The 16,558-nt window shown below is 70.0% G+C and carries 16 protein-coding genes, 1 tRNA gene and 1 pseudogene; 11 read left to right on the top strand and 7 right to left on the bottom strand.

Features of this window, described 5'->3' with window-relative positions; translation table 11 throughout:
* Window positions 1-315 precede the first annotated feature (315 nt).
* Complete coding sequence (locus AB0915_RS11725; protein ID WP_366690916.1) at window positions 316-543, top strand: hypothetical protein; 228 nt, start codon at window positions 316-318, stop codon at window positions 541-543.
* Between the two features lie 379 nt (window positions 544-922).
* On the opposite strand, the gene AB0915_RS11720 is transcribed toward AB0915_RS11725, so the two are convergent.
* The 5 genes from AB0915_RS11720 to AB0915_RS11700 all read right to left on the bottom strand — a co-directional run bounded on the left by AB0915_RS11720 (window position 923) and on the right by AB0915_RS11700 (window position 6,192).
* Entirely contained in the window at window positions 923-1,510 is a 588-nt protein-coding gene (locus AB0915_RS11720; protein WP_366690915.1) for an RcpC/CpaB family pilus assembly protein, read from the bottom strand.
* Between the two features lie 149 nt (window positions 1,511-1,659).
* Window positions 1,660-2,493, bottom strand: a complete 834-nt coding sequence (locus tag AB0915_RS11715; protein ID WP_366690914.1) for an S-methyl-5'-thioadenosine phosphorylase — start codon at window positions 2,491-2,493, stop codon at window positions 1,660-1,662.
* A 91-nt stretch (window positions 2,494-2,584) separates the two neighbouring features.
* Entirely contained in the window at window positions 2,585-2,929 is a 345-nt protein-coding gene (locus tag AB0915_RS11710) for an FmdB family zinc ribbon protein (protein ID WP_366690913.1), read from the bottom strand.
* A 212-nt stretch (window positions 2,930-3,141) separates the two neighbouring features.
* Complete coding sequence (locus AB0915_RS11705) at window positions 3,142-4,428, bottom strand: MFS transporter (protein ID WP_366690912.1); 1,287 nt, start codon at window positions 4,426-4,428, stop codon at window positions 3,142-3,144.
* Between the two features lie 276 nt (window positions 4,429-4,704).
* On the bottom strand, window positions 4,705-6,192 hold the full coding sequence (locus tag AB0915_RS11700) for a potassium/proton antiporter (RefSeq protein ID WP_366690920.1): 1,488 nt from the start codon (window positions 6,190-6,192) through the stop codon (window positions 4,705-4,707).
* 261 nt (window positions 6,193-6,453) lie between these two features.
* On the opposite strand from AB0915_RS11700, the gene AB0915_RS11695 reads away from it, so the two are divergent.
* On the top strand, window positions 6,454-9,204 hold the full coding sequence (locus AB0915_RS11695) for a penicillin acylase family protein (RefSeq protein ID WP_366690911.1): 2,751 nt from the start codon (window positions 6,454-6,456) through the stop codon (window positions 9,202-9,204).
* A gap of 97 nt (window positions 9,205-9,301) precedes the next feature.
* Here the strand turns inward: AB0915_RS11695 and AB0915_RS11690 are convergent, their stop codons facing one another.
* Window positions 9,302-9,895 carry a 5-formyltetrahydrofolate cyclo-ligase gene (locus AB0915_RS11690; RefSeq protein WP_366690910.1) on the bottom strand — a complete coding sequence of 198 codons (594 nt, stop codon included), beginning with the start codon at window positions 9,893-9,895 and terminating at the stop codon, window positions 9,302-9,304.
* Between the two features lie 94 nt (window positions 9,896-9,989).
* Between AB0915_RS11690 and galU the strand changes: the two genes are divergently transcribed.
* From galU to AB0915_RS11645, 9 genes and pseudogenes are all read left to right on the top strand, one after another.
* On the top strand, window positions 9,990-10,892 hold the full coding sequence (galU, locus tag AB0915_RS11685) for a UTP--glucose-1-phosphate uridylyltransferase GalU (protein WP_366690909.1): 903 nt from the start codon (window positions 9,990-9,992) through the stop codon (window positions 10,890-10,892).
* A 4-nt stretch (window positions 10,893-10,896) separates the two neighbouring features.
* Window positions 10,897-12,207: a gephyrin-like molybdotransferase Glp gene (gene glp, locus AB0915_RS11680; RefSeq protein WP_366690908.1), complete on the top strand. Its 1,311-nt coding sequence runs from the start codon at window positions 10,897-10,899 to the stop codon at window positions 12,205-12,207.
* A gap of 123 nt (window positions 12,208-12,330) precedes the next feature.
* On the top strand, window positions 12,331-12,831 hold the full coding sequence (moaC, locus tag AB0915_RS11675; protein WP_366690907.1) for a cyclic pyranopterin monophosphate synthase MoaC: 501 nt from the start codon (window positions 12,331-12,333) through the stop codon (window positions 12,829-12,831).
* Window positions 12,828-13,352 (top strand): MogA/MoaB family molybdenum cofactor biosynthesis protein, encoded by a 525-nt coding sequence (locus tag AB0915_RS11670; protein WP_366690906.1) that lies wholly within the window; start codon window positions 12,828-12,830, stop codon window positions 13,350-13,352. Before moaC ends, AB0915_RS11670 begins: the two co-directional genes overlap by 4 nt.
* A gap of 17 nt (window positions 13,353-13,369) precedes the next feature.
* The gene (locus AB0915_RS11665) at window positions 13,370-13,975 is read left to right on the top strand and encodes a GNAT family protein (protein WP_366690905.1); all 606 of its coding nucleotides are present in this window, start codon (window positions 13,370-13,372) and stop codon (window positions 13,973-13,975) included.
* Between the two features lie 163 nt (window positions 13,976-14,138).
* On the top strand, window positions 14,139-15,263 hold the full coding sequence (gene glpR, locus AB0915_RS11660; RefSeq protein ID WP_366690904.1) for a gephyrin-like molybdotransferase receptor GlpR: 1,125 nt from the start codon (window positions 14,139-14,141) through the stop codon (window positions 15,261-15,263).
* A gap of 88 nt (window positions 15,264-15,351) precedes the next feature.
* Window positions 15,352-15,425 (top strand) — tRNA-Ala (locus tag AB0915_RS11655).
* Window positions 15,426-15,504: 79 nt separating this feature from the next.
* A pseudogene (locus AB0915_RS11650) lies at window positions 15,505-15,847 on the top strand (SAM-dependent methyltransferase); the annotation flags it as partial.
* On the top strand, window positions 15,837-16,013 hold the full coding sequence (locus tag AB0915_RS11645) for a hypothetical protein (protein ID WP_366690903.1): 177 nt from the start codon (window positions 15,837-15,839) through the stop codon (window positions 16,011-16,013). The pseudogene AB0915_RS11650 and the gene AB0915_RS11645, both read left to right, overlap by 11 nt.
* A 47-nt stretch (window positions 16,014-16,060) precedes the next feature.
* On the opposite strand, the gene AB0915_RS11640 is transcribed toward AB0915_RS11645, so the two are convergent.
* Window positions 16,061-16,546, bottom strand: coding sequence for a GNAT family N-acetyltransferase (locus AB0915_RS11640; protein WP_366690902.1), 486 nt, complete (start codon window positions 16,544-16,546; stop codon window positions 16,061-16,063).
* Window positions 16,547-16,558 lie beyond the last annotated feature (12 nt).

The following is a 16,558-nucleotide window of genomic DNA, read 5'->3' as shown; positions in this document are numbered from 1 at the left end:
TCCCCGGTGGCGGGCAATGCGGGCAGGAACGTGGGGTCGGGTGACGGCGGGTCAGTGCGGGCCCTGACCGGCGGACACCGGACACCGGGAGCGCAAGGAAGGCAGCGGATGGAAGTGCGAAGGCAGCGGATGGAGACGCGTACGGACGGCGCCGGAAGGCGTGGGCCAAGGAGGTCCACCGTCCGCTTCGCCCCGGTCTGGCGGGGCGCGCGCTTCCTCTGCCTGTCCTTCGCCGTCGTTCTCGGGCTCGGGATGCTCGATCCGAAGGATCGCTGCCAGCTGCCGTACCCGGGAGTGCCGCCGTACCCTGGAGACATGAGCACCGCCCCCACCTCCGGACCGCGCGATTCGAAACCGACACAGCCGGCACACCCCGTACAACCGGAACAGAGGAAGCCCAAGCCGGCTCTGATCTTCGACGATCCACTGGACCAGCAGTCCGCGGACGATACGGACCGAGGGTGGGGTGAGCGGGCCCCTGCCGGCGACGGCTCCGCCGACCTTGCGCGCTTCCTCGACGAGAAGCCGCCCCACCACGTCTGAGCTGCTCGTCGTGCCCGCGCCCCGGGTCCTGGCCGCGGCCCTCGCCCGTCGGCCCGCGGCGCTGCAATACGAGCGCGTCGCGGATCTCCTTCCGCACCTCCGGCTCGCCCTTCGGTGTCTCCTGCACACCGTCCTTGGCGGCCTGCACGACCGCCCGCTTGACCACGCCGATCACATGGCCGCGCAGCAGGAAGGCCTTGAAGCCGTCCGCCGGGCCGGCGTTCTTGTTTTCGCTCACGAGTGAGGCTTCCGCCGTGGGTGCCGTAGGCGGAGCGAACCGTTCCGCAATCTGGGGCAGTACGAGGCAGAACTACCCGATCCATGCCTTCGGGCCGGTTGCTTGACGGCGCATCAGTGCGCAGAGCGCGGTAAGTCACGTTCAGCACAGGGTCACCGCCAGCCGGCCCGAGATCCCCGCGCCCGCCAGCGACGCGGCCGTGCTCCGTGGCACGGACAGCACGACCAGCGCGCCGCCCGCCGCAGGACCTTCCGCGGGATCCTCGGCCCAGCCGTCGGCCGGCCGCCGCGGCACCGCCGCCACCCGGGCCCCCTTCGCCACCACCCTGGCATCGGTTCCGGCGCCCCCGGCCGCGATCACATCGACGCGGTCGCCGGGGCGCAGCAGCCGGACGGTTGCCGCATCCGCGATCCGGACCGGTGCCGACACCAGCGGAACCGGCCGTCGCTTCCCTCCCGGCCCGGCACCTGCCGCGCCCCCGGCACCGCCCGGCGCCTCACCGCTGCCCAGTCCTGCGGCCGTCAGCGCCGCGGCCGTCAGCGCCAGCCCGGCCGCCATCGCGCGACGCTGCCGCCACATCGCACGCCGCAGCCGACGCCCCCCGCCCCCGCGCACCCGTAACGGCGCGAACGAGGGCACCCCGCAAGGCGCGGGCGCTGACACCGGCGGCCCCGGGACGGACGGGCGTACATGAGACGAGGAAGAGGTCGCAGAAGCGGGCGGGAACATGGCCAACACCACCAGTCGTGAGGAGCGCGGAGTCCGGACGAACGCCGACGCCCCTCACCCTCCGCCTTCCGCGAGATTCCCGCTGAGCCCTGTGGACAGCCCCCACGATGTGGACAACTCCGTCACCCGCCCGCCACCGGGGCACCCGCCTAAGGCAGTTCGAGCCCCGTCTCGATCCCGTCCAGCGCCTTCGCACAGGGACAGTGACGATCCCCCTCGGCGGGCAGCGCGGTCACCGCGTCGAAGAGCACCGCCCGCAGCCGGTCCACGTTGGCGGCGAACACCTTCAGCACCTCCTCGTGGGAGACGCCCTCGCCTGCCTCGGCACCCGCGTCCAGGTCCGTCACCAGCGTCATCGTCGTGTAGCAGAGCCCCAGTTCGCGGGCGAGCACGGCCTCCGGGTGCCCGGTCATCCCGACCACGGACCAGCCCATCGCCGCGTGCCAGCGCGATTCGGCCCGGGTCGAGAAGCGCGGCCCCTCGACGACGACGAGCGTGCCGCCGTCCACCGGCTCCCAACCCCTGCCGCGGGCCGACGCCAGCGCGACCTTGCGCCCCTCGGGGCAGTACGGGTCGGCGAAGCCCAGGTGCACCACGTTCGGCGCCACACCGTCCGCCCGGGTCTCTCCGTCGTAATACGTCTGCGTACGGGCCTTGGTGCGGTCCACCATCTGGTCCGGTACGAGCAGCGTTCCCGGTCCGTACTCCGGGCGCAGCCCACCGACCGCGCACGGGCCGAGCACCTGACGTACGCCGACGGACCGCAGCGCCCACAGGTTGGCGCGGTAGTTGATGCGGTGCGGCGGCACATGGTGGCCGCGTCCGTGGCGGGGGAGGAAGGCGACCCGGCGGCCGCCGATCTCGCCGAGGAAGAGGGAATCACTCGGCTGTCCGTACGGGGTGTCCACGCGAACCTCGGTGACGTCCTCCAGGAAGGAGTACAAGCCCGAGCCGCCGATGACACCGATCTCTGCGTTCACCATGCGATCACACTAGCGGGGCCGTAAATGCCCGGGGCCCCGCCGATCGGATCGGCAGGGCCCTCGGATGAAGTGTGAAGCTGCGTACCTCGGCTCAGGCGGCCGACGTACCGCTCGACGACGACGCGGAGGACGACGACGAGGAAGAGGAGGAAGCGGTGGACGACGACGCGGACGACTTCGAGTCCGACCCCGTCGAAGAAGACGAAGCGGAACCGGATGCCTTCGCGGACGAAGACGACGGCGTGCTGCTCGACGACGATCCGCGGCTGTCGTTCCGGTAGAAACCGGAACCCTTGAAGACAATGCCGACGGCCGAGAACACCTTCTTCAGGCGTCCTTCGCAGTTCGGGCACACGGTCAGAGCGTCATCGGTAAACTTCTGCACCGCCTCGAGGCCCTCGCCACATTCGGTGCACTGGTACTGATAGGTCGGCACTTGTCTTCCTCCTGGCACTCTCACTCGATGAGTGCTAACGATCCTCAATGGTAGCTGCTACGGGCCGCTGTTTGCAGTAACGTCTGTCACCTGCCTGAAGGGCAGCGGTCAAGGCTTGGCCGTCGCGAGGGCCGCTGGCCTGAGCGAAAAGCTGCCACATATGTAGCGCAGGAATCACACTCACGTATTCCGCTGAGCGAGCGCATGAATCGTCACTTTCCGGCCGCGACAGGGTCGCGGTGAACCGAGCCACGTGCAGCCATGATGGTCGCGCGGGCCGGTGTCAGCCGCGAACGCAGCGTCACCAGGGTCACGAGTGCCAGCGCGGTCCCCACCAGCGGCACCACGAAGCCGGTGCTCGCGCCGTGGGCGTCCGCGAGCCGTCCGGCGACCGTCACCGCAGCCGCCTGGCCGAGCGCGATCGAGCCCGTCAGCCAGGTGAACGCCTCGGTCCGCGAGGACGCCGGAACCAGCGTCTCGACCAGCGTGTATCCGCTGATCAGCGCGGGTGCGATGGAGAGCCCGACGAGCAGCCCGAGCCCGGCCAGCAGCGGCACGGAGTGCACCGCCCACAGCCCCGAAGCAGTCAGGGTCAGCGCCGCGTACCCGGCGATCAGCCTGCGCCGCGGTCCGCTCTTCCAGGCGATGGCGCCGCAGGCGATCCCGGCCAGCATGTTGCCGGCCGCGAAGATCCCGTACAGCAGGCCGTTCGCGCCGGGCCGGCCGATCTCCTCGGTGAACGCGGTCAGCGAGACCTGCATGCCGCCGAACACCGCGCCGATCCCGAGGAAGGCCACCGCGAGCACCCGTACGCCCGGCACGGACAGAGCGGAGACGCGTTGTTCGGAGGCGCCGGCCGCGGCGGCGCGGACCGCGGGCTGGGTGCGGTGCTGCGCCGCGAAGAACAGCCCGCCCACCAGCGTCAGCGCGGCTTCCGCGATCAGCCCGGCCGCCGGGTGCACACCAGTGCACAGCGCGGTGGCGAGGACCGGCCCGATGACGAAGGTGAACTCGTCCGTCACCGACTCGAAGGCGGCGGCGGTCGGCATCAGCGGCGAGGCCTTCCGGCCCGGTGCCGCGCCCAGCAGGGCGGCCCAGCGGGCCCGCACCATGGGCCCGATCTGGGGGACGGATGCACCCGTCGGCACGGCGGCCAGGAACAGCAGCCACAGCGGCGCGTCCGCCAGGGCGAGTGCGGTCAGTGCCGATACGGACGCGGCGTGCACGAGGACGCCCGGGATCAGTACGGCGCGCTGGCCGATGCGGTCGGCGAGCCTGCCGCTCTGGGGTGCGAACAGCGCCATGGAGACGCCGGTGACAGCGGCGACGGCACCCGCGCTGCCGTACGAACCGGTGGTGTGCTGCACCAGCAGGACGATGCCGATGGTCAGCATCGCGAAGGGCTGCCGTGCGGCGAAGCCCGGAAGGAAGAAGGTCCACGCACCGGGGGTGCGCAACAGTTGCCCGTAACCGGGGCGGTCGGAGACCGTGGACGCCACGGTCCATGCCTTTCTGCCGCCTGGTAGCGGTGCCCCCGCCGGTCCGCACCTTGTGGGTGCCGGTCCCGTACGGGGGCTGCCGAGAGCTGTCCTCTTCGCGCGGAACTGCGGTAGATGCCGGGCGCTCGCTGCAGAGGCGGAGGACGCCACGACCGCCATACGGTCGCGCCAGCTCTGCGTCAGGCAGAGTTGGTCGATCAGGTTTCCTTCATGCTACAGGCAGGAGCCTGCCTGCCTGCGATGGTGCGCAGACTCCTGGTCGTGCGCCTCGGGTGGTCAGTGATGGGCCCTCGCGCCGCTGCCGGTCCCTCTGCTGCGCCCGTCGGTCCCCAGCCAACTGGCCAGCTTGCCGCCCTCGCCGACTGCGCGCAGCCGCGACTCCGCCGCGTCGCGTACCGGATCGGTCGCGACGACCAGCAGTTCGTCCCCGTGCCGCAGCACCGTCGACGGCGCGGGGACGAAGCTCTTGCCTTCCCGTACGACCAGGGTGACTGCGGCGCCGGCGGGCAGTCGCAGTTCGGAGACCTCCACGCCGTGCATCTTCGACCTGGCGGGGATCGCCACCGACAGCAGATGACCGCGCAGCCGTTCCAGCGGCGCCGACTCGATGCCCAGGTCGGCGGCCTCGGACGGGTCCTCGGCGATCTTCAGGGCCTTCGCCAACCAGGGCAGCGTCGGTCCCTGGATCAGGGTGTATACGACGACGAGCACGAAGACGATGTTGAAGACCCGGGTGGAGCCTTCGATCCCGGACACCATCGGAATGGTCGCCAGGATGATGGGTACGGCGCCGCGCAGCCCCGCCCATGACATGAGGGCCTTCTCCTGCCAGGACATCCGGAACGGGATCAGGGAGATGAAGACCTCCATCGGGCGCGCCACCACGGTCAGCACCAGACCCACGACGACCGCGGGCCAGAAGTCGTCGAGCAGATCGTGCGGCGTGACAAGCAGACCGAGCACGACGAACATGCCGATCTGGGCCAGCCAGCCGAGTCCGTCGGCGAAGCCGCGGGTGGCCGGCCAGTGCGGCAGCTTGGCGTTGCCGAGGATCATCGCGGCCAGATAGACGGCGAGGAAGCCACTGCCATGGGCCATGGCGCCCGCCGCGTACGCGGCCACGGCGATCGCCATCACCGCGATCGGGTAGAGACCGGACGCGGGCAGGGCCACACGACGCAGTCCGAACGAGCCGAGCCAGCCGACGGTGATGCCGACGGCCGCGCCGATCGCGAGTTCCAGAGCTATCTCGCCGACCAGGACGTACCAGCTGTCGATCGGCCCCTTGGTCGAGAAGGCCACTACCAGGATCACCACGGGGGCGTCGTTGAAGCCGGACTCGGCCTCCAGTACGCCGGTCACGCGGGCCGGCAGCGGCACCTTGCGCAGCACGGAGAAGACGGCTGCGGCGTCCGTCGACGAGACGACCGCGCCGATGATCAGCGCCTGCCGCCAGTCCAGGCCGACCAGGTAGTGCGCCCCTGCCGCGGTGACGCCCACGCTCACCGCGACGCCGACGGTCGACAGCATCGCGGCGGCGGGCAGCGCCGGCTTGATCTCCTTCCACTTCGTACCGAGGCCGCCCTCGGCCAGGATCACGACAAGGGCCGCATAGCCGAACATTTGGGTCAGTTCGGCATTGCTGAACTTGACGTGGAAGATCCCGTCCTGCCCTATGGCGATCCCGATGCCGAGATACAGGAGCAGGCTGGGGAGCCCGCTGCGGGACGAGATGCGCACCGCCGCGACGGCGACGAGCAGCACGAGCGAGCAGACGAGCAGGAGTTCGTTGAGCGCGTGGACAGTCAGTGGCCGTTCCTTCCCTGCGTACACCTGCCGAATCGTCTTCCGGCGGCCGGTACTTCGTTACCTTACCTAATCTTTAACGTTTTCTTGACGGCTTCGAGCGTTCGTTTGATCGCTCCTCGATTCGATGCATCCCGATACCGCGTCGGAGCCGCTTCGGTGCTGCGCCTATGGTTGCTCCTGCACTCCCAGGACCACCCTGCCCCTCGAAGGACAGCGATGCCCGCCAACACAACCGCCTCTTCCGGCTCTTCCGGTTCCGCCGGTGGGAAGACCGGCAAGAAGAAGGGGCGACGCGCCCGCCTGATCGTGATCGTCCTGGTGCTGGCGCTTGTCGCGGGTATCGGCTACGGCGCGTTCTGGTCCGTGACCACCGTGCGGGCCTCGTACCCGCAGACGAACGGCTCCATCAAGATCGACGGCCTCGCCGGCAATGTCGACGTCAGGCGCGACAGCTACGGGATCCCGCAGCTCTACGCGGACTCCGACGCCGACCTGTTCCGCGCCCAGGGCTTCGTGCAGGCGCAGGACCGCTTCTGGGAGATGGACGTCCGCCGTCATATGACGGCCGGCCGGCTCTCCGAGATGTTCGGCTCCGGGCAGGTCGACACGGACGCCTTCCTGCGCACGCTGGGCTGGCGCAAGGTCGCGCAGGAGGAGTACGACACCGTCCTGTCCGCGGACACCAAGAAGAACCTCCAGGCGTACGCGGACGGCGTGAACGCCTACCTCAAGGGGCGCGACGGCAAGGACATCTCCGTCGAGTACGCCGCGCTCGGCCTCACCAACGACTACAAGCCGACCAAGTGGACCCCGGTCGACTCGGTCGCCTGGCTCAAGGCGATGGCCTGGGACCTGCGCGGCAACATGCAGGACGAGATCGACCGCTCGCTGATGACCAGCAGGCTCAGCAAGAAGCAGATCAAGGACCTGTACCCGGCGTACCCGTACGACAAGCACGACCCGATCGTCAGCGAGGGCGCGATCTCGCCGGTCACCGGCACGTTCGACCCGAAGTCGACGCCGACCTCCGGTATCGGCGCGAACACCGTGCAGGGTGCCACCGAGGGGGTGAACACCCAGCTCGCCTCGCTCTCCGACACCCTCGACCGGATCCCCGCGCTGCTCGGCCCGAACGGCAACGGCATCGGCTCCAACTCCTGGGTGGTCTCCGGCACATACACGACGACCGGCAAGCCGCTGCTCGCCAACGACCCGCACCTGGCGCCGCAGCTGCCCTCGCTCTGGTACCAGATGGGGCTGCACTGCCGGGAGATCAAGCCCACCTGTCAGTACGACACCGCCGGGTACACCTTCTCCGGCATGCCGGGCGTGATAATCGGTCACAACCAGGACATCGCCTGGGGGTTCACCAACCTCGGCGCCGACGTCACCGACCTCTTCCTGGAGAAGGTCTCCGGCGACGGCTACCAGTACGACGGCAAGGTGAAGCCGTTCGTCACCCGTGAGGAGACCATCAAGGTCGCGGGCGGCGCGAGCCGGCACATCACCGTGCGCGAGACCAACAACGGTCCGCTGGTCTCCGACCGCAGCAGCGAGCTGGAGAAGGTCGGCCAGAAGGCCCCCGTCGCCAACGCCGCGCCGGACCGCGCCGACGGTTACGCGGTCGCCCTGAAGTGGACCGCACTGGAACCCGGCCACTCCATGGACGCAGTCTTCGAGCTCAACCGCGCCAAGGACTTCACCACCTTCCGCGCGGCTGCCAAGCACTTCGAGGTGCCCTCGCAGAACCTCATCTACGCGGACAACAAGGGCAACATCGGGTACCAGGCCCCCGGCAAGATCCCGGTCCGCAAGAAGGGCGACGGCACGATGCCGAGCCCCGGCTGGACCTCGCAGTACGGCTGGGAGAAGGACCCGATCCCGTTCGACCGGCTGCCGTACGAGTACAACCCGAAGCGCGGCTACATCGTCACCGCCAACCAGGCCGTCATCGACGAGACATACCCCCACCTGCTCACCAAGGACTGGGGCTACGGCACCCGCAGTCAGCGGATCAACGACCTCATCGCGTCGAAGATCAAGGGCGGCGAGAAGATCTCGACCGAAGACATGCAGAAGATGCAGATGGACAACACCAGCGAGATCGCCGCGCGGCTGGTGCCCGAACTGATGAAGATCAAGGTCTCCGACACGAGCGTGCGCGAGGCGCAGAAGCTCCTGGAGGGCTGGGACTACACCCAGGAGCCCGACTCGGCGGCCGCCGCGTACTTCAACGCGGTCTGGCGCAACATCCTGAAGCTGGCCTTCGGCGACAAGCTGCCCAAGGAGATGCGGGTCAAGGGTGAATGCCTCACCGTGCTCCCGGCCGACAGCACGGGCCCGGTCGACGAGCAGGACAAGCCGGTACGCGAATGCGGTCAGCGCGACGCGGACTCGGCGCAGCCGGACGGCGGCGACCGCTGGTACCAGGTGGTCGCCAACCTCATGGACGACGAGAACAACGACTGGTGGAAGGCGCCGGAGAACCGCAGGGACAACGCGACCGAGAACCGTGACGAGCTCTTCGCCCGCGCCATGAAGGACGCCCGCTGGGAGCTGACCGCCAAGCTCGGCAAGGACATCTCCACCTGGAGCTGGGGCCGGCTGCACCAGCTGACCCTGAAGAACCAGACCCTCGGTACCGAAGGCCCCGATCTGCTCCAGCGGGCCCTCAACCGCGGCCCGTGGAACCTGGGCGGCGGCGAGGCCGCGGTCAACGCCAGCGGCTGGAACGCGGCGGGCGGCTACGAGGTCATCTGGGTCCCGTCGATGCGCATGGTCGTCAACGTGGGGGACTGGGACAAGTCCCGCTGGATCAACCTCACCGGTGCGTCCGGTCACGCGTTCAGCGCGCACTACACCGATCAGACCGACAAGTGGGCCAACGGAGATCTGCTCGACTGGTCCTTCGGGACGAACGCCGTGGCCAAGTCGACGAAGGACACGCTGACGCTCAAGCCGTCGTAGGGCGGCGGACCCGGCACCGCGGGGTCCGGGCCGACGGGCCCGGCGCGGTGCCGGCCGGGCTCACGGCCTCCCCCACTCCCTATCGCGGGGGAGGCCGTCACTCGGTGAAGCGCCGCGTTCCGGCCGGCGTCACCACGGCGTCCACGGGGTGGTCGTGCGGTTCCACGGGAACCGTCGCGACCACCTCGTTGTCATAGAGCAGGACGATCAGCGCGGGGTGCGCCCCCGCGGCCGCGAGCCGGGCCAGCACCCGGTCGTACGAACCGCCGCCCCGGCCGAGCCGCATCCCGCGTCCGTCCACCGCGAGGCCCGGCAGCAGGACCGCGTCCGCGTCGAGGACGGCGTCGGGTCCGAGCCGTGGACCGTCCGGCTCCAGCAGCCCGCGGCCCGCCGGGCGGAGGTGGCCGGCACCTTCGTAAGGCGCCCAGTCCAGATCGTTGTCCGGGAGGAGCACCGGCAGCAGTACCTGGACGCCCCGCGCGCGCAGCGCGTCCAGCAGCGCGCGGGTTCCCGGTTCACTCCCGACCGAGACATAGGCGGCGACGGTACGGGCCCCGGCCAGCTCGGTGAGACCGACTGCGCCCCGGGACAGAACCATCGCGGCATTTTCGACGTCTTCGCTGGTCAGGAGGGATCGCGAGGCGAGTAGTTGACGCCTGAGCGAGGCCTTTCCGGACATGTCGGTGTTCAACGCGCACCTGCAAATCTCTCGTATGTGCATATAGAAGTACAAAGTTAATCGGAGGCTCATCTGTCGCCCGCGCTCACCGGTTATGGTTGCGCGCATGACTCAGTTGCACCCCAGGATCAGCAAGGCTGTCATTCCGGCCGCGGGACTCGGTACCCGCTTCCTGCCGGCCACCAAAGCCACTCCCAAAGAGATGCTGCCTGTGGTCGACAAGCCCGCTATCCAGTACGTCGTCGAGGAGGCGGTGGCGGCCGGTCTCTCCGACGTACTCATGATCACGGGCCGCAACAAGCGTCCGCTCGAGGACCACTTCGACCGCAACTACGAGCTGGAGTCGGCGCTCACCCGGAAGGGAGACGCCGACCGGCTCCAGAAGGTCCAGGAGTCGAGCGACCTCGCCACCATGCACTACGTCCGCCAGGGCGACCCGCGCGGCCTCGGCCATGCCGTGCTGTGCGCCGCACCGCACGTCGGCGACCAGCCGTTCGCCGTTCTCCTCGGCGACGACCTGATCGATCCGCGGGACCCGCTGCTCGCCCGCATGGTCGAGATCCAGGAGCGCGAGGGCGGCAGCGTCGTCGCACTGATGGAGGTCGAGCCGGAGCAGATCCATCTGTACGGCTGCGCGGACGTCGACACCACCGTCGAGGGCGATGTCGTCAGGGTCACCGGCCTGGTCGAGAAGCCCGAAGCGGCCGATGCGCCCAGCAATCTCGCCATCATCGGGCGCTACGTCCTTGACCCCGCCGTCTTCGACATACTGCGCAAAACCGAGCCGGGTCGCGGGGGCGAGATCCAGCTCACCGACGCGCTGCAGCTGCTCGCCGCGGACGAGAAGATCGGCGGCCCGGTGCACGGTGTCGTCTTCAAGGGACGCCGCTATGACACCGGCGACCGGAGCGACTATCTGCGTGCCATTGTCAGACTCGCGTGCGAACGTGAAGACTTGGGACCGGAGTTCCGGACCTGGCTCCGCAGGTATGTCACCGAGGAGATGTAGCACGTTGAGCAGCACGATCTGGTCGGTGGACGAGCACCTGGAAGACATCCTCGGCGCCGTGCGGCCGCTTGAACCCATCGAGCTGCAACTGCCCGAGGCCCAGGGCTGTGTCCTCGTCGAGGACGTCATGGTGGGGATCGCCCTGCCGCCTTTCGACAACAGCTCGATGGACGGGTACGCGGTCCGGATCGCCGATGTCGAGGGCGCCAGCGAGGAGTTCCCCGCGGTGCTCACGGTCATCGGTGACATCGCGGCGGGCAGCGACGGGCTCTCCGGCGACCGGACCGTGGGGCCGGGCGAGGCCGTACGCATCATGACCGGCGCACCGCTGCCGGCCGGTGCCGAGGCCGTCGTCCCGGTCGAGTGGACCGACGGCGGTACGGGCGGCGGCCCCGCGAACACCATGCGCGCCCACAGTCACGCCCCGCAGGACGCGGGCGGCGAGGTCCGTGTCCACCGCCCGGTCGAGGCCCGCGCCCATGTCCGGGCCCGCGGCAGCGATGTGCAGCCCGGCGATCTGGCGCTGCGGGCCGGTTCGGTGATCGGGCCGCCGCAGATCGGGCTGCTCGCCGCGATCGGCCGCTCCACCGTGAAGGTGCGTCCGCGGCCGCGGGTCGTCGTCATCTCCACCGGCAGCGAACTCGTACAGCCCGGTGAGGAGCTGACCCGTGGCCGGATCTACGACTCGAACAGCTTCGCGCTGACCGCCGCCGCGCGCGACGCCGGAGCGATCGCCTACCGGGTCGGAGCCGTAACGGACGACGCCGATTCGCTCCGCGCCACGATCGAGGACCAACTGATCCGCGCGGACATCGTCGTCACCACGGGCGGGGTCAGTGTCGGTGCGTACGACGTGGTCAAGGAAGCACTGTCCTCCGTCGGCGACGAGGACGAGCCGGGCAGCGGCATCGACTTCCGCAAGCTCGCCATGCAGCCCGGAAAGCCGCAGGGCTTCGGTTCGATCGGACCGGAACACACACCGCTACTGGCGCTGCCGGGCAATCCCGTCTCCGCGTACGTGTCGTTCGAGCTGTTCGTGCGGCCCGCGATCCGCAGGCTGATGGGCCTGGAAGAGGTGACCCGCCCGACCGTCCGGGCCACGCTGAACACCGACAAAGCGCTCTCCTCGCCGCCCGGCAGGCGCCAGTTCCTGCGCGGCACGTACGACGCGGAGGCGGGCGCCGTCACCCCCGTCGGCGGCTCCGGATCGCATCTGATCGCGGCCCTCGCCCAGGCGGACGCGCTGATCGTGCTGCCCGAGGACGTCACCTCCGCGGAGCCCGGCACGGTCACCGAGGTGATCCTCCTCCGCTGAACGCCGGCCGGTGGCGGTACGGTGTCTGCCGCTGTGCCTTACCGGGGACACCCCTCGGGCCCCCGGCCGCACCCCGGTGCAGGCCGAGTGGGGAACCGGCGCCCTACCGCTAGGCGGAGTTCAGTGAGTACGCAGAACAGGCTGACGCATCTCGACGAGGCGGGCGCGGCCCGGATGGTCGACGTGTCCGAGAAGGACGTCACCGCGCGCGTCGCCCGCGCCAGCGGCCGGGTCCTCGTCTCGCCGCGCGTCGTCGAACTGCTCCGTGGGGAGGGAGTCCCCAAGGGCGACGCCCTTGCCACCGCCCGCATCGCCGGGATCATGGGTGCCAAGCGCACCCCGGAGCTGATTCCGCTCTGCCATCCGCTCGCCGTCTCCGGTGTGAAGGTCGATCTGAGCGTCGCCGACGACGCGGTGGAGATCACCGCCACGGTGAAGACGACGGACCGCACGGGCGTGGAGATGGAGGCGCTGACCGCCGTCTCGGTCGCCGCGCTCACCGTGATCGACATGGTCAAGGCGGTCGACAAGAGCGCGGTCATCACGGATGTCCGGGTCGAGGCGAAGTCCGGCGGCAAGTCCGGCGACTACCGGCGCCCGGCGCCGGAGGGACCGGTCGCATGACGGCGCCCACCGGAGCGGCGCCGCCCGCCCCGTACACCGCCCTTGTCGTCACGGCGTCGAACCGTGCGTCGGCCGGTGTCTACGCCGACCGGGGCGGTCCACTGATCGTCGAGGCGCTCACCGCGCTCGGCTTCGCCGTCGACGGGCCGCAGGTCGTCCCCGACGGCGACCCCGTCGAACAGGCCCTGCGGGCCGGGGTGGCCGCCGGGTACGACGCCATCGTCACCACCGGCGGTACGGGCATCTCACCGACCGACCGCACCCCGGACGCCACCCGCCGCGTCCTTGACCACGAGATCCCCGGCATCCCGGAGGCGATCCGCGCCGAGGGCCGTGAGAAGGTCCCCACGGCCGCGCTCTCCCGTGGTCTCGCGGGTGTGGCGGGCGGCACCCTCATCGTGAACCTGCCCGGCTCCACCGGCGGGGTACGGGACGGGCTTGCCGTCCTCGAACGTCTTCTGGTGCACGCCGTCGACCAGCTCCGCGGCGGCGACCACCTCCGACCCGGGAGCCCGAGCTGAACGTCCCGACCTGGCCGGTGATCCTGACGGACGGCGCCATCACCCTCCGGCCGATGAAGCTGCGGGACCAGCGCGTGTGGCGCGAGGTCAACCGGCGCAACCGCGACTGGCTGCGCCCCTGGGAGGCGACCGTTCCACCGCCCGCACCGGGCGGCCCGGTCGCCCGGCGTCCCACGTACCGTCAGATGATCCGCCATCTGCGTTCCGAGGCCAACGCGGGCCGGATGCTGCCCTTCGCCATCGAGTACGAGGGGCGCCTGGTCGGGCAGTTGACGGTTGCCGGAATCACCTGGGGGTCGATGTGCTCGGGACACGTCGGCTACTGGGTGGACCGGGACGTGGCGGGCCGCGGTGTGATGCCGACCGCGGTCGCGCTCGCTGTCGACCACTGTTTCCGGACGGTCGGACTGCACCGCATCGAGGTGTGCATTCGGCCGGAGAACGGGCCCAGCCGGAGGGTCGTGGAGAAACTCGGATTCCGCGAGGAAGGGCTGCGTCCGCGCTATCTCCACATCGACGGCGCCTGGCGGGATCATCTGATCTTCGCGCTCACGGCGGAGGAGGTGCCCGACGGACTGCTCCGACGCTGGCACCAGGCACGACCGGAACGCCACGCGAAATAAAATAAGTGTTCGAAATTAATCGATGTGCGGCCGCTGATGAACCCGCAAACGCCGACTTCCGGTCTGAACAATCACAAAAAAAGTCCGCGATATCAGCCGGATCGTGCGACACACCGGGCCAATTGGCGGATGCCTCCGTGCAAACCCCTCTACGGTGTGAGACGTGAGCAGCAGCGGCCTCATCTACGCAGTCATCGTCGGGGCCTGGGCCGCCTACTTGGTGCCGATGTGGCTCCGCAGGCAGGACGAGCTCAATGAAGCCCGTCCGACGGAACGCTTCAGCACCGCCATCCGGCTGCTGTCCGGACGGGCGGCCATGGAGCGCCGGTACGCCAAGGAGCTGCGGGAACGCACCGCCGAGGAGGCGGACCCCGACGCCGACCCGGACGTGGACACGGACCGAATGGATTCCGTGGACGTCCGGGCCTTTGCCGCGCCTCCGGCGCACACCGAAGCCCGGTTGCACGACCCGGCGCGCGCACCGGAGCCGCAGGCCCAGGGCAGACCCGTACACGCGCCCGTGCCCGGACGGCGCGCACGACCCGGCGGGACCGACGCCGAGCGTGTCCGGCGCGCCCAGCGCTCCCAGGTCCTCGCGCGCCGACGGCGCACCACCTCGGTCCTCTTCCTCGCCTTCACCCTCGGCGCGGTCGTCGCGGCCGTCGGCGGTCTCCGCTTCCTGTGGGCGCCCGCGGTGCCGGCCGTGCTGCTGAGCATGTACATCGTGCATCTGCGCGCCCAGGAACGGCGCCGGTTCGTCTTCACCATGGACCGGCGCAGGGCGGAGGTCGCGGCGCAGCGTCTGCGCGAGAACCGTCCCCGCAGGCACCAGCCCGCGACGACGGCCCCCGCCGAGTCCGACGAGGAGCCCGAAGCGCGCCACCCGGAGCCCGAGCCCGCCCCCGCGGTCTCTCCGCAAGAGGCGGGCCGCCGCGCTCTGGTCGAGCAGACGGACCACGCGGAATGGGTCGACCAGCAGCGTGAACGCGGCCGGGTCCAGGGCGACAGCTGGGAGCCGGTCCCGGTCCCGCTGCCGACGTACGTCACCGCACCGGTCGCCTCGCGCGCCACGGGCGGCGTCGAGGTCGGCAACCCGGAGACCTGGAGCGCGGCCCGCTCCAGCACGGCCGAGCCGACCCAGACGGGTGCCGCGCCCCCCGCCGCACCCCCGGTCGAACCGGCGCCACGCCAGCGCACCGGCTCGTCCCGTCGCTCCCGCGACCACGGTCGGACGCCACTCTTCGACCAGTACGAGGACGGCGACCGGCCCCGCGCCGCCAACGAGTGAGACCCGGTCCGACACCGACCCGGCTGACCAGCAAGGGAACGGATTTCCAAGCACCCCTGTGAGGGTGCTAGAGTTTCACTCGTTGCAAGGGCCTGTGGCGCAGTCTGGTAGCGCACCTCGTTCGCATCGAGGGGGTCTGGGGTTCAAATCCCCACAGGTCCACCGCACGACGAAGTCCCGTCCGATCGAAAGATCGGGCGGGACTTCGTCGTTTCCAAGACGGCTTGATCCCCAGGGCAGTTCGGAAGCGCTGTTGGTCAGCAGTCCGGAAGGGGCCACCGACTACATCCACGCGGATGTGCGGAAGCCGGAGCTGATCCTCGATCACGCCCGTCGGCTGCTGGACTTCCGCAGGCCCGCCGCCCTGTCGCTGATCGCGCTGATGCACTTCCTGCCCGACGACCAGGACCCGTACGGCATCACCGCACCCTCGTCGACGCCCTGCCAGCGGGGAGCTATCTGGTGCTGACGCACGGCACGGCCGACCAGCACCCGGAACTCCGTGCCGAGACCGAGTCCGGGAGGAGCCGGCGCCGGAGAACGAACGCAGCGGGTTCTATGCGGGTGTTGCCCGTGTGCGGTGAGGGAACGCACACGCCGGTCGCGGGCGGGGAGGCCCTGTACCGGCTGATCCCACACTCCGCAGTCGTGGTCGTCGACCGTGCCGCGCATCTGCCGAACCTGGAGCAGCCGGAGCGGATCAACGCCGCGATGCTCGGGTTCCTCGGAGGGCTCCAGCCAGTGTCGTGACCGGCAAAGCTTGCCAGGAGCAGCACTGGATCAGGACAGGGCCCGGATCACGACTCCTGGAGCGGTTTGGCGAAGCAGCGGCTGCTGTCGTACGTGCGGTAGTAGCCGAACTTCTCGCAGAGGGCGTAGCCGCTGGAGGTGTACAGCGCGATTGCCTCCGGCTGCTGGTCGCCGGTCTCCAGCACCATCCGGGTGCGGCCCGCCGCCCGTGCGTCCGCTTCGAGAGCGGCGAGGATGCGGCGGGCCAGGCCCTGTCCGCGGCTCTCCCGGATCACGAACATCCGCTTGAGCTCGGCGTCGCCGTCCAGGTAGCCCTCCTCGTTCCGGTCCTGCGCACGCCAGCCGCCGGTGGCGACCGGTGCGCCCGACTCGTCGTAGGCGAGGAGGTAGAGGCCGCGCGGAGGCCGGAACATGGACGGGGCGAGTGGTGTGACATCGCCCTCGTCCCCGTAGCGCTCCGCGTATTCGAGCTGCACCTGGTCGTTGAGTTTGACGGCGTCGGGGTGGTCGAACGACCGAGGCTGGATACGCATGTGGGAAATGGT

Source organism: Streptomyces sp. NPDC048411, from assembly GCF_040704695.1.
In the GTDB taxonomy this organism is placed as follows: Bacteria; Actinomycetota; Actinomycetes; order Streptomycetales; family Streptomycetaceae; genus Streptomyces.
This window is presented reverse-complemented; position numbering and strand designations above follow the sequence as displayed.